The organism is Allochromatium humboldtianum (assembly GCF_013385175.1).
In the GTDB taxonomy this organism is placed as follows: Bacteria; Pseudomonadota; Gammaproteobacteria; order Chromatiales; family Chromatiaceae; genus Thermochromatium; species Thermochromatium humboldtianum.
This window is the reverse complement of record NZ_JABZEO010000001.1, coordinates 378,518-399,080: the sequence shown is the minus strand read 5'-3', so window position 1 is coordinate 399,080 and position 20,563 is coordinate 378,518. Positions and strand designations below refer to the sequence as shown.

At 61.9% G+C, this 20,563-nt stretch carries 30 protein-coding genes; 10 read left to right on the top strand and 20 right to left on the bottom strand.

Annotated elements, in window-relative coordinates; translation table 11 throughout:
* Position 1 precedes the first annotated feature (1 nt).
* The 18 genes from HW932_RS01975 to HW932_RS01890 form a co-directional block, all read right to left on the bottom strand.
* A complete protein-coding gene (locus HW932_RS01975; protein ID WP_222932182.1) occupies positions 2-352 on the bottom strand; it encodes a YcbK family protein in 351 nt (116 codons plus the stop codon).
* Positions 349-711 carry a hypothetical protein gene (locus HW932_RS01970; RefSeq protein WP_176974818.1) on the bottom strand — a complete coding sequence of 121 codons (363 nt, stop codon included), beginning with the start codon at positions 709-711 and terminating at the stop codon, positions 349-351. Before HW932_RS01970 ends, HW932_RS01975 begins: the two co-directional genes overlap by 4 nt.
* Complete coding sequence (locus HW932_RS01965) at positions 711-905, bottom strand: hypothetical protein (protein WP_176974817.1); 195 nt, start codon at positions 903-905, stop codon at positions 711-713. The genes HW932_RS01970 and HW932_RS01965 overlap by 1 nt, the downstream gene beginning before the upstream one ends.
* On the bottom strand, positions 902-1,063 hold the full coding sequence (gene nrdD / locus HW932_RS01960; RefSeq protein WP_176974816.1) for an anaerobic ribonucleoside-triphosphate reductase: 162 nt from the start codon (positions 1,061-1,063) through the stop codon (positions 902-904). The genes HW932_RS01965 and nrdD overlap by 4 nt, the downstream gene beginning before the upstream one ends.
* A gap of 68 nt (positions 1,064-1,131) precedes the next feature.
* A complete protein-coding gene (locus HW932_RS01955; RefSeq protein WP_176974815.1) occupies positions 1,132-1,569 on the bottom strand; it encodes a hypothetical protein in 438 nt (145 codons plus the stop codon).
* 6 nt (positions 1,570-1,575) lie between these two features.
* The gene (locus tag HW932_RS01950) at positions 1,576-3,438 is read right to left on the bottom strand and encodes a hypothetical protein (protein WP_176974814.1); all 1,863 of its coding nucleotides are present in this window, start codon (positions 3,436-3,438) and stop codon (positions 1,576-1,578) included.
* Position 3,439: 1 nt separating this feature from the next.
* A complete protein-coding gene (locus tag HW932_RS01945; protein WP_176974813.1) occupies positions 3,440-3,721 on the bottom strand; it encodes a phage fiber-tail adaptor protein in 282 nt (93 codons plus the stop codon).
* Positions 3,722-4,939 (bottom strand): hypothetical protein, encoded by a 1,218-nt coding sequence (locus HW932_RS01940; RefSeq protein ID WP_176974812.1) that lies wholly within the window; start codon positions 4,937-4,939, stop codon positions 3,722-3,724. It lies immediately after the preceding gene.
* Between the two features lie 17 nt (positions 4,940-4,956).
* Entirely contained in the window at positions 4,957-5,388 is a 432-nt protein-coding gene (locus tag HW932_RS01935; protein ID WP_176974811.1) for a phage tail fiber protein, read from the bottom strand.
* A gap of 8 nt (positions 5,389-5,396) precedes the next feature.
* Positions 5,397-6,095, bottom strand: coding sequence for a phage adaptor protein (locus tag HW932_RS01930; RefSeq protein ID WP_176974810.1), 699 nt, complete (start codon positions 6,093-6,095; stop codon positions 5,397-5,399).
* Positions 6,096-6,105: 10 nt separating this feature from the next.
* Entirely contained in the window at positions 6,106-6,687 is a 582-nt protein-coding gene (locus HW932_RS01925; RefSeq protein WP_176974809.1) for a phage adaptor protein, read from the bottom strand.
* 4 nt (positions 6,688-6,691) lie between these two features.
* Entirely contained in the window at positions 6,692-7,078 is a 387-nt protein-coding gene (locus HW932_RS01920; protein ID WP_176974808.1) for a hypothetical protein, read from the bottom strand.
* Between the two features lie 45 nt (positions 7,079-7,123).
* Positions 7,124-7,516 (bottom strand): hypothetical protein, encoded by a 393-nt coding sequence (locus tag HW932_RS01915; RefSeq protein ID WP_176974807.1) that lies wholly within the window; start codon positions 7,514-7,516, stop codon positions 7,124-7,126.
* A gap of 52 nt (positions 7,517-7,568) precedes the next feature.
* Positions 7,569-8,675 carry a N4-gp56 family major capsid protein gene (locus tag HW932_RS01910; RefSeq protein ID WP_176974806.1) on the bottom strand — a complete coding sequence of 369 codons (1,107 nt, stop codon included), beginning with the start codon at positions 8,673-8,675 and terminating at the stop codon, positions 7,569-7,571.
* Between the two features lie 219 nt (positions 8,676-8,894).
* Entirely contained in the window at positions 8,895-9,842 is a 948-nt protein-coding gene (locus tag HW932_RS01905; protein WP_176974805.1) for a hypothetical protein, read from the bottom strand.
* A gap of 8 nt (positions 9,843-9,850) precedes the next feature.
* Positions 9,851-12,031 (bottom strand): portal protein, encoded by a 2,181-nt coding sequence (locus HW932_RS01900; RefSeq protein ID WP_176974804.1) that lies wholly within the window; start codon positions 12,029-12,031, stop codon positions 9,851-9,853.
* 2 nt (positions 12,032-12,033) lie between these two features.
* The gene (gene terL / locus HW932_RS01895) at positions 12,034-13,932 is read right to left on the bottom strand and encodes a phage terminase large subunit (protein WP_176974803.1); all 1,899 of its coding nucleotides are present in this window, start codon (positions 13,930-13,932) and stop codon (positions 12,034-12,036) included.
* On the bottom strand, positions 13,919-14,545 hold the full coding sequence (locus tag HW932_RS01890) for a hypothetical protein (protein ID WP_176974802.1): 627 nt from the start codon (positions 14,543-14,545) through the stop codon (positions 13,919-13,921). Before HW932_RS01890 ends, terL begins: the two co-directional genes overlap by 14 nt.
* Positions 14,546-14,990: 445 nt before the next feature.
* Here HW932_RS01890 and HW932_RS01885 point away from each other — a divergent pair, with 445 nt between their 5' ends.
* From HW932_RS01885 to HW932_RS01875, 3 genes are all read left to right on the top strand, one after another.
* The gene (locus tag HW932_RS01885; RefSeq protein ID WP_176974801.1) at positions 14,991-15,224 is read left to right on the top strand and encodes a hypothetical protein; all 234 of its coding nucleotides are present in this window, start codon (positions 14,991-14,993) and stop codon (positions 15,222-15,224) included.
* Positions 15,221-15,394, top strand: coding sequence for a hypothetical protein (locus HW932_RS01880; RefSeq protein ID WP_176974800.1), 174 nt, complete (start codon positions 15,221-15,223; stop codon positions 15,392-15,394). Before HW932_RS01885 ends, HW932_RS01880 begins: the two co-directional genes overlap by 4 nt.
* A gap of 169 nt (positions 15,395-15,563) precedes the next feature.
* Entirely contained in the window at positions 15,564-16,379 is an 816-nt protein-coding gene (locus HW932_RS01875) for a hypothetical protein (RefSeq protein WP_176974799.1), read from the top strand.
* Positions 16,380-16,472: 93 nt separating this feature from the next.
* Here HW932_RS01875 and HW932_RS21975 read toward each other — a convergent pair whose 3' ends face one another.
* Positions 16,473-16,595 carry a hypothetical protein gene (locus HW932_RS21975; protein WP_281358169.1) on the bottom strand — a complete coding sequence of 41 codons (123 nt, stop codon included), beginning with the start codon at positions 16,593-16,595 and terminating at the stop codon, positions 16,473-16,475.
* 449 nt (positions 16,596-17,044) lie between these two features.
* Here HW932_RS21975 and HW932_RS01870 point away from each other — a divergent pair, with 449 nt between their 5' ends.
* From HW932_RS01870 to HW932_RS01850, 5 genes are all read left to right on the top strand, one after another.
* On the top strand, positions 17,045-17,245 hold the full coding sequence (locus tag HW932_RS01870; protein ID WP_176974798.1) for a hypothetical protein: 201 nt from the start codon (positions 17,045-17,047) through the stop codon (positions 17,243-17,245).
* Positions 17,242-17,451: a hypothetical protein gene (locus tag HW932_RS01865; RefSeq protein WP_176974797.1), complete on the top strand. Its 210-nt coding sequence runs from the start codon at positions 17,242-17,244 to the stop codon at positions 17,449-17,451. The genes HW932_RS01870 and HW932_RS01865 overlap by 4 nt, the downstream gene beginning before the upstream one ends.
* A gap of 195 nt (positions 17,452-17,646) precedes the next feature.
* Complete coding sequence (locus HW932_RS01860) at positions 17,647-17,976, top strand: type II toxin-antitoxin system RelE/ParE family toxin (protein WP_176974796.1); 330 nt, start codon at positions 17,647-17,649, stop codon at positions 17,974-17,976.
* Complete coding sequence (locus tag HW932_RS01855) at positions 17,966-18,277, top strand: helix-turn-helix domain-containing protein (RefSeq protein WP_343046941.1); 312 nt, start codon at positions 17,966-17,968, stop codon at positions 18,275-18,277. The genes HW932_RS01860 and HW932_RS01855 overlap by 11 nt, the downstream gene beginning before the upstream one ends.
* Positions 18,278-18,471: 194 nt before the next feature.
* Positions 18,472-18,765 carry a HigA family addiction module antitoxin gene (locus HW932_RS01850; RefSeq protein WP_176974795.1) on the top strand — a complete coding sequence of 98 codons (294 nt, stop codon included), beginning with the start codon at positions 18,472-18,474 and terminating at the stop codon, positions 18,763-18,765.
* A gap of 10 nt (positions 18,766-18,775) precedes the next feature.
* On the opposite strand, the gene HW932_RS01845 is transcribed toward HW932_RS01850, so the two are convergent.
* The gene (locus HW932_RS01845) at positions 18,776-18,970 is read right to left on the bottom strand and encodes a hypothetical protein (protein WP_176974794.1); all 195 of its coding nucleotides are present in this window, start codon (positions 18,968-18,970) and stop codon (positions 18,776-18,778) included.
* A 506-nt stretch (positions 18,971-19,476) separates the two neighbouring features.
* On the opposite strand from HW932_RS01845, the gene HW932_RS01840 reads away from it, so the two are divergent.
* Positions 19,477-19,701, top strand: a complete 225-nt coding sequence (locus tag HW932_RS01840) for a hypothetical protein (protein WP_176974793.1) — start codon at positions 19,477-19,479, stop codon at positions 19,699-19,701.
* Positions 19,702-19,896: 195 nt separating this feature from the next.
* Complete coding sequence (locus HW932_RS01835) at positions 19,897-20,106, top strand: hypothetical protein (protein ID WP_176974792.1); 210 nt, start codon at positions 19,897-19,899, stop codon at positions 20,104-20,106.
* Positions 20,107-20,563: the final 457 nt, after the last annotated feature.

Below are 20,563 nucleotides of genomic sequence, written 5' to 3'. Positions count from 1 at the left end.
ATTACCAGCGCGCCTTGTGGCCGCGGCAGTCAACGTGTGTAAACGTCTTGTATTGACCCACGCCCCCATTGGCAAACTCACGATCGCAGAAAGCGTACACTTCCCTGGGATGAACCCCCCGAACCTGAATGTCCGCCGCCATGCCCTTGGTGTGATAGCTGTTGCGCGCCCCGCCTACTTTGCGGTTGTACTCCGGCGAACGGTAGCCGCTCGTGATGATTACAGCGCTGTTGAAATGCGCGCGTACGCGCTCCAACATCTCAATCAGTCGTGGATCAATCGGGTGCTCAGCCCCATCACGGGAACGAAATTCGTGCTTTGAGAAATGCGCAGAAAGGTCGCCCATCTTCATCCCGCCAACCGTGTTTCAAAAATCAGGTACAACAGCCCTGAAACGACCACCAAAAATTGGAGAATGGAAGACGAGAACAATCGCCGGACGCTCCCTGTTTCGGCGATAACGTGCGCTGAAAGACGGGCATCAATACCGTCGAGCTTCTCCTCGGTTCGTAGCTGGGCCTTCTCTTGAGCCTCCCGAAGGTTTCCCACGGAATCCGTCAAGCGCTTGGTACTCTCTAGCAGCATCACGGTGTCACGCTCTAGGAGCCGGATACGGGCCTCATGGTCATGAACCTGAGTCCCGATCCGATAGTAGACGTCCGTACCGCAATGCACCGGGGGGATAGGCACATTGGAGGTAAGCTCGTCCATCAATCACGCTCCAACTCGTAGGTCTCCCGAATCGCGCGGATGATGGGCAGCAAAATCGCATCATCCGTCTTGGTCTGGCTATCCAAGATGGCCTGCTCAACGACATCAAGAATCGCCTTGACGGCCGCCCGTGCTACATTCGGAGCCAGTTGGGTGATCAGCGTCCCGACAAGTTGGGAAAGCAAAACATTCATCGCGCGCGCTCCTCTTTGAAGAAGCAACGGTCTTTGTGCTCTTGGAGCTTGCCTTTGTTGTACGCTGAAATCGGTCGATGATAGCCCATGACCCGACTCCAGATTTCACACGGGGTACGCTCCTGATCTTGTAGCTCGGTATTCGTTCGCTCGCTCATCAAATCGCCCCAGGCAGAGGAATGAGGCCCATTTTACTGGGCAGTAGACTGGGGCTGAGCAGAATGACTTACGCCTCGATGTACCCTGCCGTAACAAACAGCGTATCGATCTGCTCCGCTGTCAGTTCGAGCAAGGTTGAAATAGCCTCGACCGTCGGTGAATGGCGCCGAAACTCCTGCGCATCCTGCCAGGCGATTCGCGCGATTGGATCTGTCTCAGGATCAGCCATCAAGGCTTCCACAGATGCAAGCAACCCATGCATGTGCAGCGCGGCACGCGCCTGGAACCGGCTCACTTTGTCGGGCACGGGAAGTGGGGGAAGCACAGCGGCTGGAGGCCCGTGCGGCGTCGGCGTATCGCCCCACCGATCGCCATCGAAGTACCGTGGCGTATCGGCATCGCCGTCATACATCATGGTTGTTGAGCCGACCTCGGCGTTCTGGATCTCAGTGACCCCGCTGCCTTGGAAAGAACCGTCACTACGCGAGTAGCAGTAGAACAACATATCGCCTCACATCTTATTCAAGTAGGGGGATAAACACGTTTGGGCCTCTAATGGGGCGCAACGCATGTCCACCTGAAAGATGTCCGTTGAATCGAGGGGAATACCGTAGAACCGATTATGGTAGCTGAGCACCCCGCCGCACCATTTACTCGATCCTGTACCCGACATCCCGAATGCCCCCCGCCCCGCCGTACCATTCGCCGGGTTGATCAACAGCACATCGGTTGCCGTAAAAGGAATCCCATAAATACGCCCGTTCGGTCCTAAGACTCCACCCACCCACTTGGCCGAACCCGACAGGCTCGCCCCCATTGCCAAGCGCGTAGCCGACCACGTTAGTGGATCGATAACAAGAATGTCCGTCGCTGAGTAGGGGATGCAGTAAATCTTCCCATCTGGGCCGAGAACACCGCCTGCCCACTTATTTGTTCCCGATAGAGAGATACCGAAATCCGTGAGCACCGCAGACGACGCCTCGGCATTGATCGCCAAAACGCTCGTCGCGTTGAAGGGAATACAGAAAATCCACCCATTCGGGGCCAGCACACCGCCAATCCATTTGTTCGATCCTGACATAGCCGCCCCCATATTCGATCGCGAGGCGGTCCCCGTAAACGGGTTGATCATTAAGATGTCTTGCGCATCGAATGGAACACCACAAAGGAGCCCCGTCGGACTTGCAACGCCGCCACGCCATTTGGAGGTGGCGGTCATATTACTCAGTGACGGATTCCATCGTGTCGCCACGCCCGTATGTGGTGTGATGACCAGGATGTCTGACGCATTGTGGGGGATGCCATAAATTGTCCCGTTCCCACTGAGAACCCCTCCGTACCATTTTCCGCTTCCGGTGAGGCTCGCCCCTAGATTTGTCCGCGTGGCCGTATGGTTGGTCGGGCTGATGATCAAAACATCCGTGGAGTCGAACGGGATAGCCATGATGTTTCCGCCAGGGGCCAGCACTCCCCCCATCCACTTCGATGTACCGGTCAGTGACCCACCCAGCGTTGTTCGGACGGCCTCCGCACCACCCCATGTTGCGCTCATTTCCGCGCGTTGTAGCGTGTGCAGAATCGGGTGTGTCTGGGCGCGAATCGCCTTGGACACAAAATAAGGCGACATCGTCCGCGCGCCGCCCTCGACCCCCAGTTCCATCTCCGTGAGCGACGCGCCTTGAGTGAACGCCTGGACCGTCGTACCAATCGCTGAAGGCTGGAGCGCCGTGTCGGCCTTCGCCCCCTGCGCCGCCGTCGCTGCGCCAATGTCGGCAGGCGTCAAGGCGTCCGAGCCGCCCGTGGCGTGGGTGGACTTATGCGCCGTGGGCGTGCGCGCGTTCGACAAACGGCTGTCGTCGCCCTGACAGAAGGTGCCTGACGTCGTACCGAACGACCCGGCCTGCACAGTCCCACCCGTGCCCGTAATCAGCGGCTTGCCCGACACCGCGCCGACCTTGCCGTCGTTGGTCAGATTGCCGTGGATATGGGATGTCGGTGTGCGGGCATCCGACAAACGCGGGTCCGTCTGCGCGCACACCGTCGTACCGATGTCGGTGGGTTGGAGGAACGCCTCCAACGACCCCGCCGTTGCACGCAGCTCAACCCGTGTAGCCACGCCCCATGAGCGCGCCGGGGTGCCCTCCTGCGCCCGCTCGATGAGCCAGACGTTCCCCGTCATCACCTCGACGACCTTCACAATCTCCCAGGCCGTCTCGTTGCCGTTTTCATCACGCTCGATCAACGTGACCAGGAAATATTCCCCCGCTCCCAGCACTGGGAACGCCGCGCCGGACGCCACAACCAGGGACGTGCCCCCCGCGCTCAGTGCTTGGGCCAACGTCGTCGCCGCGTTATTCGAGAACCGCTGTGTCACCTCAGACCTCCTTAACGCGAACGACCAATTCATCCTCCCAGAGCTCGTTGGCTACGGTTCGAGTCTGAACGGTCACTTTGTAAACCACCCCGTCTTGCCCTTCGGAGATGAACAAGCGCACGCGATCGTCCTCGGGGAGGGTCGCCACCGCGGAAAGCCCCTCGGGTTCAACGGCCACAGAGTCCACCGCGCTGAGGCGATCCCCAGGGTCTAAGGCTTCGCTGTAGTCGATCGAGTACCACTTACGCTCGGCCGGTTGCTGCGTGATAGTGCCCACCCGCATTTAGATCACCTTTCGGAAATGCCGCACGTCCGCGGGTCGAGCAAACTCACGCTGATCGACTGGACGTGTGAATACGTGGAAATCGGCGCCCGCCAACCGTAGGAAAGCGCGCCGATCAGGCGGGCGTAGGAATGTTTGGCTGTCGACATCGGCTGATGCGATGTTGAGGAACCCTGAAGACTCCGTGTGAAGCTCCAGGACCACGTCCCCGGAAAGACCCCGTCGAACCGCCCCGTCCCCGCGCAGAATCGTGGTCGCCACGGGCAGTGGAGGAAGCGAGACCAGCCAACGAATCGCCCCCACGCTCGCATCCAGTTCAAGTACCGCCTCAGCCGCCTGAAGGAGCTGACGAATCCTGAACCCCGTGCCCTCAGCCCGCAGATCAACGACCGCGGCCCCTTCACCACGGACATGCACTTCACCAGCGCCGTCTCCCTCCAGAACGACGGCCGCCGCCCCGGAGAGCATCCGCTGAGCCTGAGCCGTGAGTGTCGTGTGCAGCCCAAGGAGGGCCGCTCCGGCGCCTTCAACGACCCCCTCGCGAATGATCGTGGTACCGAGCTCGTAGAACTCGAGGGCGAGCGTCGCAACCCCTTGCCCGGTACGACGCCGCGTCCCGACAGCCGGTAGAGCAATGACCCCGAAGACCGCGCTCCCTGAACCCCGGCGATGTCGTTGACCGACACCCTCCAGGCCAAGGGCGACCACCACGTCACCCGTTGTGCGCCGCTCCACACGCCCGCGCAGGCTCGATACCGTCTGGATCACAGCCGGTTGGGATACCCCATACCGACGTGCGGAAGCCCCAAGCTCCCCACCCAGCACCAGGGGCAAGTACCCTGCGCCAGTGCGGTGGACCTGGGGAGTCAGGTCGAAAAAGGTTTGTATGGCCCCCAAGCCGGACGCGCGGCGAATGACCCGAGACGAGAGCGGATCGAGATGGACGATCGACAGATCCAGCTCGCCTCCCGCGAGGCGAAGCCGAACCGCATCGAGCGAGGCGCCCAACGGCATCGTCGCCGTGCCCGTACCCGAGCGCGCCACCTGCGGCTGCAACTGCGCGCCCACAGCCAGGGGCGCCGTCCCCTCCAACCGGACTTCGATGTGCGCAGCGCACTCAGCCTGAAGGCTCAGCGCCGCCGCGGCATCCGCATAGATCGGCAACCGGCGCGAGCCGTTGACGACCTGGGCATTGAGCCGACCGCCGTTGAGCATCATCGGGGGCGGCTACACGATCAACGGCTGATCAGCCGCAGCGACCCTGGAATCGCGCTGAAGATGTCCGACGGATCGATGGTCTTGATGGCCACCAACGGGGCGTGCGCCCACATATTGCCGCCCGTGGCCGCGTCCCAGATCGAGAAGTGCGTCACCGAGACCGAACCGGCGCCGTCATTGGCCGGGAAGTTCAGCGTGTTGGCGTTGGTGATCTGCTTGCCGCCACCGGCCTCATCGACGCTCGCCGTCCAAGCACTCGACAGCGGTGTGCCTACAGACTGGCGTTCATAAGAGGGCCAAGCGCCCGTCGACACTTCTGAGCCTGCAAGAGCCGCATCCGTCGGGTCGGACGTGTGCAACGCGATGAAAAAGTTCGGCGGCAACGGGAGCGGCGTCCCCCGGAAGTGCTCCAGGAGCGCAGACTCAAGAAAATCGCTGGCTGCGGCCATGCGTTACCTCACTTTGGGTAGGTTGTGAAACCGGGGTTCTTCGGGTCGACGGCGAGGTCGGTCTGGGTTTTGACCCCGAGCGCCGTGGCCATCGCCTGATAGTGGTTCGCTGCCCGCTGCGCATTGGCGGCGTATTCGGCGTCCTTGGTGTAGGCGCGATAGAGGATGTAATCGAGCATCGCATTGGCGTAGGAATCGACGATATGAATCGTCGCCGTCGAGCCATCCTCAGCGTCTTCGACCGGATGAGCCAAGGGCACAGACGAGAACACCACCTCAAGCTGCGCCGTCGGCGCCGCGGGCGGGTAGACGAGAAATGAGCGCGGGAGCCGGGAATCGAACATGAAGTGCTCGATGTTGACCGACGGGGTATCCGCGTGCCATCCGCGCCGCTGGTCATCCAGAATCTGACGGTCGATGTGCCGAATCGCCCGCTTGGACGACGTTGGGGCCACATTGCGCACGATGTCTAGCAGGCGCAGCGCGTTCGGGAAGCCCCCGTCCGACTTGGCAAGCTCCTGGCGCGTGCCCTCCGAGCAAGTGAACGTGCCCGTCTCCGAGTTGGCGTCCGGGCGAGCCAAGATGATTTCGCGATAGCTGTCATTGAGCCAGCCGACCAGCTCCTCGACCGGCCAGCGCGTGCTGGTCGTGTCCTGGAGGATGGTCTGGGCGCGCGTGATGAGATCGCGGACGAGAACGCTTGCCATATTTCAAACCTCAAAGCCCGCCATAGCGCACCCGGCGAGCCAGTCCGACATGATTGCCGTCGACCGCGTGGCTGCGTGCGCCGTAGCACAGATGCTCGAACTCCGGCCAAGAACCGCCGCCCAAAGAGGCCGCAGCCCCTCGCAAGAGCAACCGCTCATAGGGCCAGGCATAGTCATCAGCCAGTCGCGGGCCTTCGCGCGTCGGGGCCAGGGCCACGCGCGGGATGACCGCCTCTGTCTGAGTGGATGCCGGCACGGGGTACACCGTGATCCGGTTCTCCCCAGTCGGCGCAAACACATCCGGCGTCCCCTGACGCGAGCGCCAGCGGGCATCCTGACGGTGAAGCTGTTGAATCGTGGTGGGAGTAAGGCGACCGAGCTCCAGAATCTGGACGATGCGCGTGTTGGCGGGAGGGAACAGCTCGTACTCTGCCATCCCCTCCTCCCAATCGAGCGGATCGAGGTCTACCCGCCACACCAGCCCGATCCGGCACAGCGTCCGCGCGGCGATGTTCAGCGCGCGGTCGAAAGCCAGCCAGGGCGTGTTTGGGAAGAGCTGCGAGAGCTCCGGGTAGAAGTGCTCGGTGTCCACCGGCTTAGCCGCCCTTTACCAGCAGCATGGCTTCAGCGATCTCTTCCGAGGTCACGGAGTCATCGAACACCCGGCGCACAGCGGCAACCCGCGGAACGCCCGTGGCAGTGAAGTCAGCCGGATCGTTGTTCTCGATCAGCTTGGTGACCGCCTCGCGAATCTGGACCAGCCGATCGGAGGGCTTCTCGACAGGCGGCTCAACGGCTGCGCTCAAAGCGCTTGGCGCCCTCGGCTCGGTGGCAGGGCCAGACTGGTTCACAAGGACACAGCCACGCGACAGCGCCTCGGGAACCAGCACATCAGGAACGAACGACCCCTCGGGTGTCACAACCACGACATGCCCCGCCCGGCTGGCAATGCGCACCGGTGCAAGGCTCTTCATTTGCGGCATGGGTAGTCCTCTTGGCACGAGGCCGGGTTACCCCGGCCCCTTGGATCAACCTTGGTTTTCCTGCGACCGATCCTCGCGGATGTAGGTCACAATCAAGTATCCCGCGCCCTGGGTCGGGGCTGCGCCTACGCCCGTCCAGGTCAGGGTGATGTCCGTGGTGCTTGGGGTCAGGTAGCCAGTGGGGACCAGCGCCGTCGCGCCTGTAGCCTGGCCATCGACGCCAGCGACATAGCGATCCGGGCCACCCGCGTCACCCACGATCAGGGTGTCGGAGGTCGCCGAGTCAAACGCCGTCTCGATGACCAGCATTCCGCCGGTGACCACAGCACCAGGCGGCAGCTCCACGATCGGCGCGGCCACACCTGAAGTCAGGTCAGCGAAAGTGAACGGGGTCATCACGCTCAGCGGGTACTGGCGATCGGAAATCTTCAGGGTCATAGTAGTCTCCGGTATGGTTCGAGAAGAGCGCCCGTCTCGGGCGCTCGCAACATCAGATCGCGGTATCGATCACCATCAGCCCGAAGTCTTCCTTGCTGCCGGAAGCCTGGCTGTGGAAGACCGGCTTCAGCAGACCCATCATCTTGCCGACCGAAATACCCTGCGCGTTGCCGTAGTCGAAATACTCCTCGTTCCAGTACGGATTACCGAGATCCGCCATACCCAGCGCCTGAGCACCGCAGAACAACGCGCGTTGACCATGCACCGCCCCCAGCGCGCCCCAACGATCGCCTGAAGGTGCCGCCGTGGTGTTGAACACATAGCGGAACTCATGGATCACCAGACCGTCCTGAGTCACCACGGAACCGCTGAAAATCGGGCTGTCAGTGCCTCGGGGACCGGCGTGACGCAAGTTCGCCAGGTAGTCCGGGTCGAGCTTCAGCTTGGCCAGCGCCAGCGGGTGCATGAAGACGTGGTAATACTCCTCGTTGCCCTTGCCGCGAATGCCTCGGATGTACTGGGTCTTGGCGTAGGCTTTGGCCTGCACCAACATGGCGTAGGATGGAGTATCAGCCTCGGTGATCGCCGCCGTGTTCCCGGCTTCCAGGCCCGTGGTCTTGCTCCAGCGCAGATGGCGATTGAGCGACGGCGCGGTCACATCGCCCGCGAACTCCAGCTCCTTGAGCTGGCTGTTGTTCGGGCGCCGGACACCGTTGTTGGTGAACTCATAGCCGACACCGGACAGGGTCAGGAACGCCATCTGGTCGATGCGGTCACCGATCCAGTAGCCCAGGGTGTCTTTGGCGGTCGAGCGGAAGTTGACGATCGAGCGCTGGTCAGCCATGCGCCCCTTGTGCCGGGTACCGTGACGGAGCTGGTCGATCTGGATCGCCAGATCGAACGCCTTCCCGGCCTCCTCGTTACCCTCCAGTTGGTTATCTCCGACGACACCGTCGCCTTCCAGATCCGCCACGAGCGTGATGACCGCCCGCGCCCCTTTTTCGCTCTTAGTCAGCTCGGTGATGCGCTGGATCATCGAGTTCGGGCCGGTCCCGGTGAAGCGGGACACGAACGAGTTGTTGCGCGCGGCCTTCCAAAGGTCGCGACTCCAGACGGTCAACTGCTCGTCGGTGAGAGCCGCAAAATTGGTCACTGCCATTGGGTGGTTCCCATCAGTTGTTCAAGAATTCAGCGGTGTAAGCCTTACGCTGCTTGAGCGACCCAATGCGCACCAGAAGACGGGGTGCGAACCGTACCGACATCTCGCTGTCGGTTCGCGTCATGATGTGTAAAACTATGAGTTTTGTGTGTGGGGCTGCAACAAAAAGGAAGGGGTCGCCAGACGCGACCCCTTCAAAGCCCACCCCACAAGGAGTTCTTACACCAGATCGCCGCGCAGCTCGGCCTTCTTGCTCTCGGGCAGCGCGTCAAATTCTTCTTCCGACATCGTGCGGATGCTGGGGCCAGAGGGAATCCCCGGCGCACCGCTTTGAGGAATCGAAGGCTGCGCCGCCGCAATCGCCGCCTTCTTCTTGGCATCCGCGACCGGCTTGGACGGAGCCGCTGGTGGTTCAGTCGTCGGTGACGGAGCTTGCGGGACGACCACCCCATACTTGAGCGCAATCAGCTCCGCCGCTGCGCGCAGACTGTCCGAGGGCGTCGGGTACTTGCCCATCTGCATGTAGGCGTTGTGCAGCTCCAGCACCTCGTTGGTGGCGTCCTCGTCGAAGGTCTCAGCACGGCTGTTGAACGCCGGATACTTCGCCTCCAGCTCGACCACCGTGTTCTTGAAATCCAACTCGATCTGAGTCTGGGTCACCGCCTCAGTCTTGACCTTTGCCGCTTCAGCCCGTAGCGCTTCCTGCTCGGCACGCCGGATCTCAGCACGAATCGCCTTGGCCTTGGCGAACTCCCCATCGACCACGGCGGCCATGTACTCCTCTTCCTTGGCATCGAAGTCGAAGCTCTCCGCCGACGCCGGGTTCTTCAGCCGCGCCAGCTCCTCCTCAAGCTGCTGAAGCCGAGCCTCAGCCGCTTTGCGCTTGAGGTTGACCTCATCGAACCGGGCCTTCGGAATCTTGTGGTCGGGCTTGAGCCCTTCCGGCACCGCCGCTTCTCCGGTCGGTGCCTCCTCCGGGGCTTGAGTCTCAGCGCTTGGCTCTGGAGCTTCAGACTCGGCGCTTGGTACCTCTTCCGGCGCTTCGGGCTCAGCGTTCGGTGCGGGGGCTTCGGGCTCAGTGCTCGGTTCGAGCGTGTCGCCCCGATCCAACGTGCTCAAGTCGTCCTCTTCGATCGGATCGCCACCAACGTACAAATTCTCAGACATGCCTCACCTTATCGGGCCTTACTCTTGGACGGGGGAGTGGACTTCTCGCGTGCCGCCTGAAGTTGCATAGCGGTCTTCTGAAGGTCCGTACGCTGACGCATTTCCTCAGTGGTCTGCTTGGCCACCGTGGTGTAGCGCGTCAGATCGGACTTGATACCGGCATGAACACCGGCCAGTTGGAGCTTGTTCTCGAGATTCGCTTGGAGCTCAGCCCAGCGCTGTTCGAGCTTGCGCAGCTCCAGCTCGATGTGGCTCTGAAGCTCCAGTGCCTGGATCTGAGCACCGCCTTCCAGCTCTTGGGCCTTGGCCTGGGCCTGTTGCGCCTGGGCCTGGAGCAGCATCGCCTTGGCCTTGTTGGTCGCGAGCTCCGCCAGCACCATCTCCATCTGGATCTGCTGCTGCATCTGGAGCATCTGCTGCTCTTCCGGCGTCGGTTCCGCGAAGCCTTGCATCTTGCGCAGCAGCTCCGAGAGCTCGTGGCGATGCAGCAGATGGCTGTTCTCCACCACCGCATAGTCCGGGATCATGACCCCCGCCTCGCGCAACTGGAGCGCCTCCTGGAACTGCGCCTCCTGGACGTTGTCGTGCGACGGGCCGACACTCACCCGAATGGCGTACTCACCGATCGTCACATCGTTCAGGATCGTCCCGTCGAACTGCTGCTTGTTGATCTCGACCGGGACGATCGGCGCCCCTGGCTGGTTGAAGTCGGCGACGTGGTACACCCGCTCCTCGGTGTAATACTCACGGATCAGCCCGTACAGCATCTCGCCGACGATCTGGCGGGTACGGTTGAGGTTGTCGAACGGCACCTGCATCTGCACCGTCCCGCGCTGGATGCGGGCTTCCAGCGCCTTGCCGCTGACCTCGCGCCCGGCATCCCCGAGCATGGCGTCATAGATCCCCGAGATCGCCTTGATAGCCCCTGACGCCTTGCTCGCGACGTTACTGATCCCGGTCGGGACATGATTAGGCAGGATCTTGGTCGGGGGCTGCGCGCCCTGTCGCACGACCATCACGAGCCCGGTCTCAGCGCCCCGCGCTTCGAGCTCGTCTTCGGTCATGTTGAGGAGCGATCCGGCCTCGATGATCCAGCCACTGTTGGCCGTGGTATTGATGATGTGCAGCTCCTGGCTCTCGGCCTTGTTGAGCTGCCGCTGCGGGCTGATGAGGTTCTGGACCACCCCGAACGGACGGCCCCGCATGAAGTACGGGAAATACCCCACGATCGTGAAGTGCGGATACGGCGACCAGATGTCCTTGATCACATGCGTCCCGCAAGTCACCGTCCACCGCACGCGCGGTCGCACCCGGCGAATGATCGACATACCGAGTTGCTGGGCCAACGCCGCCGCCCGCTCATCTGGAATATCCTCGGGGATCTCACGCATGTCTCCCGTGGCGTTGTCCACATAGAACCGAGCCGGAGCCACTTGCTTGAACTGCCGCTCGATCACCCGCACGCGCGAGATGTCCTCCGTCGAATGGCGCTCGGCCACGACAGCGTCCGGGTCTCCAAACGAGTGGTCCTTGATCGCCCACTCGATGCAATCGTGCTCGTACGCCCCCAACGAGTCGCTGGTCAGCGCGAACGCCTCGACCTTCTTGCGATGCTCCTTGCCGTACTCCGCCTCGATCTCATGCAGCGTCATCCAGCGCGTGGTGATCACTTCGCGCCAGTCACGGGTGTCATAGCTCTTGGCATAGGGGTCCGGGATCACCGTCATCGGGTCGACAACCGAGATCCGGGCCTCACCGCGCAAGTCCTCATCGAAGTTCATCCGAATATCGAGGTACCCACGCCCAGTGATGAGCCCGTCCTGGAACATCTCCCCTTCCAGGTAATGGAACTGATTGTCCTCCTGGATGTGCCGCACCAACGGCGTCAACACCGCCTCAGCCAGTTGCGCCGTGCCGCCACGCATCGGTTGAAAGCGAATCTCGGCGCGCTGATTGATGCGCTCGCCCAGCATCGCATTGACGGTGCTCAGGATCAGGTTCACCTCCAGCACGGGCTTCCCTTCCGACTCCAGACGCTGGCGATCCGCCTCATCCCACTGCTGCCCGCCCCCGGCGTAGAAGCGTTCAGCCTCGTGGGCCTTCTTGACCCATTGCTCGTGCCCAGCGTCACGCGCTCGCACATAAGCATCCCAAGCATCACGCGCCACATCGCGCTCAGTCTTTTTCATCGTCATGCACTCATGGGAGTTCTTGGAGCCCGCGCGGACGGGACGAATTGCCTGAGCTTGTCGCGCCAGGAGCGACGCGCCTTGCTCTTAGCGCTTGGGACGTGGGGCGTGGTCATCTCGCTCAGGAGCTGCCCCAGATAGGCCAGCGCGTCGACCTGGTCGTCGTGGCGCCCGTCCGGAAACGCCAGCATCTCGCTCATCAGGGGGTCGAGCCATTCAGCCTGTTGGGGGAATTTGACCTTGCCTTGGCGCATCCGCCCCTGGATCGCCCGCGCTCGCGAGAGCTTGTCGCGGCGTCCGGGCGGCAGATCCTTGATGTTGGTCTCGTAGAGCTTCTCTTCGGCGATGCGCTTGTCGAGGTACGGCCCGATGGCCATCGAGATGTGGCCCTTCTCCAGGCCGATCATGACGGGCTTCCACACCCGCTGGACCTGGAGGATCTCCTCGACGATCCGATGCGAGTCCCAGCGACCGCGCACGATGTCCAAGACCCAGATGTCATCGTTGGCGTCCACCCCGATCACTGCGCCCACGGTGAAGTCGTTGCGGTCGTTCTTGCCGATCGCCAGATCGAACGCCGCGTAGACCGCGAGCCTTGGCGGCGCGGGCGGCGTGTAGAACTTGAACATATCCCGGCTGAAGTATTGCCCGCCGTCGGCCTGGGGATCTTGCTGATACAGTGCCGCCCACACGCGCGGGCCGACCGCCTGCTTGATGCGCAGCGACTCTTGCAGATCCCGGCGCTCGGGATGCAGCGCCTCGCCCTTCCTCCGGTAGGTCTCGTCCTCGATCGCGATCATGGGGTAGCGCACGATCTCGAACGTGTCGCCCTGCCCCTGGCGCATCTCATCCTCAAGCCAGCCGCTTAGGTCGTCCGTGTGCCAGCGCGTCTGAATGATCAGCACCCCGCCACCCGGCGCCAGGCGCGTGTAGGCCGTGGACTGGTACCACGCCTTGATCGACTCGCGGATGGTTTCGCTCTCGGCTTCCTCCGAATTCTTGATCGGGTCGTCGATGATCAGGATGTGCGCGCCCTTACCGGTGATCGCGCCACCAACACCCGCTGGTAGGAATCCGCCACGTCGCGTCGTGCGCCAGCCCTCGGCGTTCTGGTTCTCCTCGTCGAGCTTGCACTCCGGGAACACCACCTTGAAGGCGTCTTCACGGAGCATCGCTCGCACCTTGCGCGAGAACTCCATCGCCAGCGAGGCCGAGTACGAACAGGTGATGACCTCGAACTCAGGGCGACGGCCCAGCGCCCAGGCCGGGAACATATGCGAGGCCAGCGTCGACTTGCCCAGTCGCGGCGGCATCTGGATCATGAGGCGCGGCGAACGCTTGTTGACCACATCCTCCAGGAACCGCTCCAGCCGCTCGGCGATGTCCTTGTGGACCCATCCGGGCTGATAGTCCGACTGCATCCGCACCACGAACGCCATGAGCTTGCGCGAGGCCAACTCGCGCGCCACCAGCTCCCGGCGCACGAGGTCGATCGGCCCTTGCGTGGCCTTGACCGAGTGCTCATCGCGCATCGTCTGGGTCTTGACCGCAATCGCTTGCTCGATGAGCCCCTGGTCTTGGCGCTCCTGGCATCGGCAGCAGCGCTTCTCCTGCGCCTTCAGCGGCACGAAGTCCTCGCCGCAATCCACGCAGGGCTTGGGCTTACGAGGCTTGGTCGGGGATGGGATCTTGGCCGCGCACAGGTCACAGACCTCTCGGTGGCGATGCTCACTGCCTCTAGGAACGAAGAACGTCCCTCCGCACTCCGGGCACGTCCGATGCTGTTTGGGATGCTTCTTGATCGCCCGCTCGACCATTGCCTTGCGCTTGGCTGGGACAGCAGGCATCCCGTCAATCAGTGGGATGCCGTCATCGGCGGCGCCACGCTTACGCTTCGACATCCCGATACTCGGCCTCCTCGATCTCAGCGCCGAGCGCTTGGAGCGGAGTGGGAGGCGCCAGCGCCTCGCGAAGTAGCGCGTAGTCTTGGCGCGCGGGATCGTCCTCGGCGTCCACGACATAGACCCCATCGACCTGGGTCATCTTCAGCAGCTCATGGGTCGACATCGATGAGAGCCGCTGCGGATCGAGATCCGCCACCGTCACGGTGACGTCGACCTTCTCCGGCTCATAGGCCCCGATCAACCGTCCGATCTCGCGCCACGCCTGGGTCAGATCCGCCGAGCTTCCGGCCGAATCCACCGCATCCAGGAGTCCGTGGATGACGTCCTCGCGCGTGAGCATGGTTCTTCGCACCGCGCGCCGGGTGGCGACCTGCATGTACCGCTTGATCAGCGGGTTGGTCGACATCTGCTTGCCCATCGACAGAGACCAGCCGAGGCGCTTGGATGCCTCATCGATCGTCATGCCCGCCAACCGGTGCGTCAGAAACTGCTGCTGCTTGACCGACAGGCGCGCCCACAGGGCGCCCAGCTCATCGGCCTCGCGCTCGGTGCTGAGCGCTTCGAGCTCGGTATCGGAAAACGTATCGACGGGGACGGGTTTCTTCGCCATCCGCGCATTGTAGGGAGTGCTTGGTACGGGGCTGCAAGGCGTGTAGGCGGCGGAAAATTTTTGAAAAATTTTTTGGGCTCCGTCCGCCTCTGCGTTTCCTACCCAGGGTGGATTTTTCGGGCGTGTCACCCAGAACTCACGCGCCAGCGCGGACTTCCGAATCCGGGAACGGCCTGACTGGACCCTAGTTTCCTGCGACCTCGCGCCTCGCCCCTCGCGCCGGGCGCCGCGCGCTCAGCGCCGGGCTCTGGCGGCTCAGCGCCTAGCGATGGCGCGTCTTCTTGTTTCTGTCTTCAAGCGTCTTCCCTGTCATGTCCTCGTCCCTAGCGCCTCGTGCTTGGTGCTTGGTGCTGGGTGCTGGGTTCGTCGCGCTTCGCTCATTGGCTCGGTTCGTGTCGCTCGGAATGGTCCGGGCGGCGTTCAACCAGTCTGGAGGCTTAGTGCCATGAACTTTGACGACATCCGCCTGTTTGCGCGCCTCAGCGGGATGACCGCCGAGCACATCACCCAGCTCCTCGATGCCGGTGCGATCGAGGTCGACGAGGCCGACGCGCTCATCGGCGACCTCAACGACGCCGTCGAGCTTCGCCCTGAGCCCGAGGACCAGGAGCTCGCCGTGGCCGCTGAGCGCTTGGTGCTCGGCTTCGGTGACCTGTTCATCGAGGAGGACGCGGCATGAACCTGCCACGCACAGAGCGGTACGCCTACAAGGCCCAGCGCTTCGAGAGCCCAGAGGCCCAGTACAAGCGCGCTTGGCTGCTGCGCAAGACCCACAGGCCGGACGCTGAACCCGCCTGGGTGCGCCTGGTGCTCGGACCTAGGGACTTGTCGCCCAGCGCTCGGTACTAGGCGCTCGGTGCCAGGTGCCTGGAGCGAGGCGCCTGGTTCGAGGGGCTTGGAGCTTGGAGCTTGGCGCGCGGGTGTAGGTGCAATGTACATACGCCCGCGCAGGCAAATAGGTATTACAAACGCGCCGAATCGTAATCATCGGCGCGATCAATCAACTGGAGTTAGAGCAATGTCGAACGAAATCAGCACCAAAGCCGCCGCGCTGGACAGCCTGATGACTCGGATGGAGGCGATGGCCGAAGGGCGCAGCATGATGGAGGCCGAGCGCCAGAGCAGCGACCTGGCCCAGAAGGCGCTTATCAGGGCGTGCGAGGCCGAGGACGACGTAAAGCAGCTCACGGGCTTTGCGCTCATGGCGAAGGTCAACGGGCGCGTCGTCCGCTTCTCCATGCGACTGGCCAGCAAGTTGCGCCAGGAGCAGGAGCTGGCGTCCAAGGGCGTCGACGGCCTCAATGACCTGATGACGTCGCTTCAGGCCGAGGCCGATGAGCTCGAAGCGCTGGAGGCGTTTGGGCTGGAGCAGGAGGAAGCGCCCGAGGTCAGTCTGGGGAAATGGCTGACCGTCCGCAACCTGCTGGCCCAGCACGGGTACAAGCCGCAACCGCTCAAGGACACCTTCACGTCCATGCTGACGTCTGAGCAGGGCAAGCAGCAGGCCGACGACACGACGCTCAAGACGATGGCGAGCGTCAGCGGTCTGCCCGAGGCGACGGTGAAGAGCCTGCTGGCCCAGAGCGCAACCCGCAACCTCCAGCGCACGGCGGAGACGATCCGGCTGGCGATGCAGGTCGTCGCCCGCCACCTGCCCAGCGCCGAGATCGGGAGCGACACCAGCCCATACGACGTCGACGCGCCGCAGGACTTCGCGGAGCTCTACCAGGGCGCGATCGACTCGGCCAAGAAGTCAGCGCTGCGGATCGCCCGCGACCCCATCAGCGCCCTCGCCCAGCTCGCCACCCTGAGAGCTGAGGAGGATTGGACCTAACCGCCCCCCAGAACCCCGCCATCGTGCGGGGTTTTGGCGTTTCAGACCCCAGGCTCCAAGCGCTCCGAGCCAGGCGCTCGGCGAATGGGGTGGCTACCAGCCGTCTTCGTCGTCGCCGAAGGGGTTCAACGGCGGCGAGTTGGCCTCCCTCCAGGCGTCTTCATTCTGACGCTGCCGCTCAAACACCTCGTCGAGATAGCGGGTGTATAAGTGCATAGCGCGGTCCCCACACGCGAAGCGTCAACGTCAACGCCGCCCTGTTTCGGTGTTACGTTTTTTCCGAGGTTTCGCTTCCGTATTTATATTTTTTGTTTTTTTGCATTTTTTTGCTACCCCGCGAACCCTTAAAAATACAAACCTTGTTTCACAGCTCAATCTAAAAAAAGTGTAACAATGAAACAAACAAAATAAGACCAATAAAAAACAACAACTTAGGCCGTTACGCTCTTCGTGACAGCTCCAGTCAAGTCCGTAACATCCGTAACGCAACTCTTACCAAAACAGTAGGATACTGAGGTGGAAAGCGTTACGCCTGTTACGCCCCAGTAACAGTCCGCGTAACGCTCCAATCGCCGTCGACACCTGCGAACTGTGGAAAACCCGCACGGTCACCATCTCAGCCTTCAGCGCTTTGCCCTAAACCCCAAGACCCCGGAGTCAAGCCAATGACCGGAAAGATCAGCCTGCCAACAGCACGCATCCTCATCCAGACTTGGTGGATGCACGAGACCCAGAACGAGACCGAAGCCATTCGGCTGACCGAAGAGTCCTTAGCCGCTGGCTACTGCGAGCTCGGCGCAAGCGCTACGCTCAAGCTCGTTGACGGGGACTGGTACCTCTCAGACCCCCAGGAGAACCGCGCATGACCCCGATCTCAGCGCTCACCGCCCGTACCTTGATCCACAACGCCTGTCTCGAAAGCTACCCCGACCGTGAGCTCGCAGCCGTCGCTACGAGCCGGGCACTCGATCTCGGCACCTTCGACCTGGAAGATGCCACCCTGACCTTCTCCCGAGATACCTGGTTCATCGATAAACCGGACACGCTCGTCGTCCAGGCGCTTGGCGCCTAGCGCACAGCACTACCCTCCCCGCCCGAGGAGTCAAACCGGGCAACACCGTCGCAACGTACCAAGTGCAACGTCACACTGTCGCAACGTCCAAAGGCCCACACCTGCTCCAGGGACGGAGCACCAAGCGCCGAGAGCTATGCACTTTGCGCTTAGGGTCAAGCGGGCAAGGCTTAACAGATTTGTTATACTCCCCCCGTGACCTACACCATCGACTACTACAGCGATGCCGTTGCGGCCGAGATCCTGGCGCTGCCGCCGACGTTGCAGGCGCGCTATATCAGCTATTCCCAGCGGATGCGGGAGAACGGCCCCAATCTGGGCGAGCCGCACACCAAAGCCTTCGGCGATGGCTTGTTTGAACTGCGGATGAAGGGCGCCGAAGGCATCGCTCGCGTGTTCTATTGCACCCTGATCGGTCGGCGCATCGTGATGCTGCACAGCTTCGTAAAGAAGTCGGAGAAGACCCCGCCGCGCGAGCGCCGGATTGCTGAAGCCCGTTTGAAGGAGGTGAAACGTGAATCCTGAGCGCACCCCACCGACCATGACGCACGATGAAATGATCGCGAAAATGTTGAGCGACCCCGAGGTTCGCGCCGAATACGAGCGCCTGGAACGCGAAGAGTTCTTCTGGCTGGACATCGTCCTCAATGCCCGCCGCGCCGCTGGCCTGACCCAGGCGCAGGTGGCTGAGCGCATGGGCACCCAGGCACCCGCCGTGGCCCGCCTGGAGCGCGCGCTTGCCACCGGCAAGCCTTCGCCATCGCTAGCCACACTGCGCAAGTACGTCAACGCCTGCGGTAAGGAGTTGGTAGTGACGTGCCGCTGAAGGCCCGGCGCCGCCACGACTCGCTCAGGTTTTACTCGCGCTTGAGCCGCTCCATCTCCGCGCCGCGCTCGACGCCAGCGGACTGGCGAGCGGAGCGTTGAGGTGAGGCGCGGAGGGTCAGCATCAAGGATGCCCCCGCCCCAAGCGCCGAGAGCTAAGCGCTATGCACGTCGCAGACAAGAAGGGGTTTGAGTATGACGAGAATGCATAATCCGCCGCATCCTGGCGAGACGTTGCGTGAGGATGTCTTACCGGCGCTTGGGTTGACCGTGACGCAGGCGGCTCAGGAGTTGGGTATCAATCGCGTGACGCTTTCGAGAGTTTTGAATGGGAAAGCGGCGATCAGTGTTGATCTGGCGTTACGGCTGGAAGCCTGGTTGGATGGACCGAGCGCTGAAAGTTGGCTCAAGGGACAGTTGGCATATGATCTCTGGCAGGCCGAGCAGCGTCCGCGTCCTAGTCCGGTGATTCGGCATGTGGCGGCGTGAAACCCGAATACTAGACTTGGACTTCTTCCGTACATCCGGTGGGCTGGCGTTTGAACAGGGGTTTGTAGGGATCAGCGATATGACCGTCTTCAGTCATGATACCAGCCTCTTTCAAGGCTTGGCGGGCGGCTTCGGGTGAGGCTGTGACCTCGCGCCGAAATCGACGCATCTCCCAGATGTTTTGGGCGGCTTCTGAGCGGTTCATGGTGAGCCTCGCGCGTGTTAGGGATGGCACGCGACAGTCGCGGCACGGTCTCCGTAGTACGTTGCTAATCGGGAATGCACTAGATGTAGTGGTTTCCGACTTGACAACGGTTGTTCTTTTTGTTTAACCCAAAGGTTAGGTTCAGAGCGGCTGTAAAGCAAGCTGAGCGCGAACCGTCATCGGCCCGCCTAAGCGCCAAGATCCAAGCACCGAGAGCTAAGCGCCATGCACGAAGACCAAGTCGAACGCCGCTGCTGGCATTGTGGCCAGGGCACCTTCCATCTCGCTCGCGGGACCGACTACCAGTGGGTCTGTGACCACTGCGGGTACTGCGGATATCTTCGAGTCACCAAGCGCCGAGAACCAAGCCCCAAGCACCATGCGCCAAGACCCACGCCTCTTCGCCCCCTGGTGGTCGCTCCAGGACATCTGGATCGACGACCCGGACCTCTATGAATGGTGGCTGGCCCTATGCACCCAGCCCTAAGCCCCGAGAACCAAGCGCCATGAACCAAGCACCGAGCGCCAAGTACCGCTGCCCCCAGTGCGGCTCGACCAACCTGCGCGTTGATTGCGAGGTCACCTGCACGCTCCATCAGACCGAGGACGGGCTGGAGACCGAACCCGTCAAAGGCGAGGAGTGGCACTGGAATGACACCTCCTGGATGCGCTGCGCCGACTGCGAGTACGACGACGAAGCCTGGGAGTTCAAGCTAAGCACACAGCGCTGAGATCGATGATCTTCGCGCTTGGGGCTTGAGTGTGCTCGAACACGCCTAGCGCTGGTGGCAAAATCTGGATGTTCGCAACGTTTGATCGTAATATGAAAATCCGCGCCCTATAGGCGTGGTCAGATAACCCCACCTTTGGGGTTAATCCACGCCCACCCGCTCTGCGGGTGGATTCTTTAATGAAGTAGGTAGAAAATGATCCCTGGTCCTTACGCGATATGCCATATTGATTTCCCTGAAAATAGCGATGCAGCTATCTTCAAAACACTTCGATTCGGATACGATTCCGCAGAAGCCGCATACCGTGAACTTGAAAAAGTAGCCGCTGAAGAGAAGTTAGATGTCAGCGAATGTGGGGTAATTCGAGAAATAGACCGAGAAGAAGCGGAAGATTTCAAAAGTTAAACATACAGGTAAATTCAGTCGATGCGCCAAAAGCGCACGACTGAAGCTGGCGTTAGAGCAAAAGGATTGCCGCTACTCCACAACCGCCAACACCGGCAACACCCAGCTCGCCGAACGCGACCCCTAGTCCAAAGCGCCGAGATCGATGATCTAAGATCCTGGCTCGTGGACGTCCCCGAACACGCCTAGCACTGCGTGCTGGGAACTAGGCGCCGCCACTGTTTGCCCTAACCACGTTGCGTAGCTGTTGTGGCAAAATCCGGATGTTCGGCTATCCTTTCCGTGGACGTGGCACGAGGTACTGCATCGACGGAAGAAGCGGGCCAGCCTGGCAAGCGTCCACGTTGGGCTGATTTCGGGCGAGGACGGCGAGTCCATCCATCAGCTACTAGCTTTTTATAGCAATGGGTTTAAACGGACTACAGTATAGACCTGAGAATTCTAATTAATTTTAAAT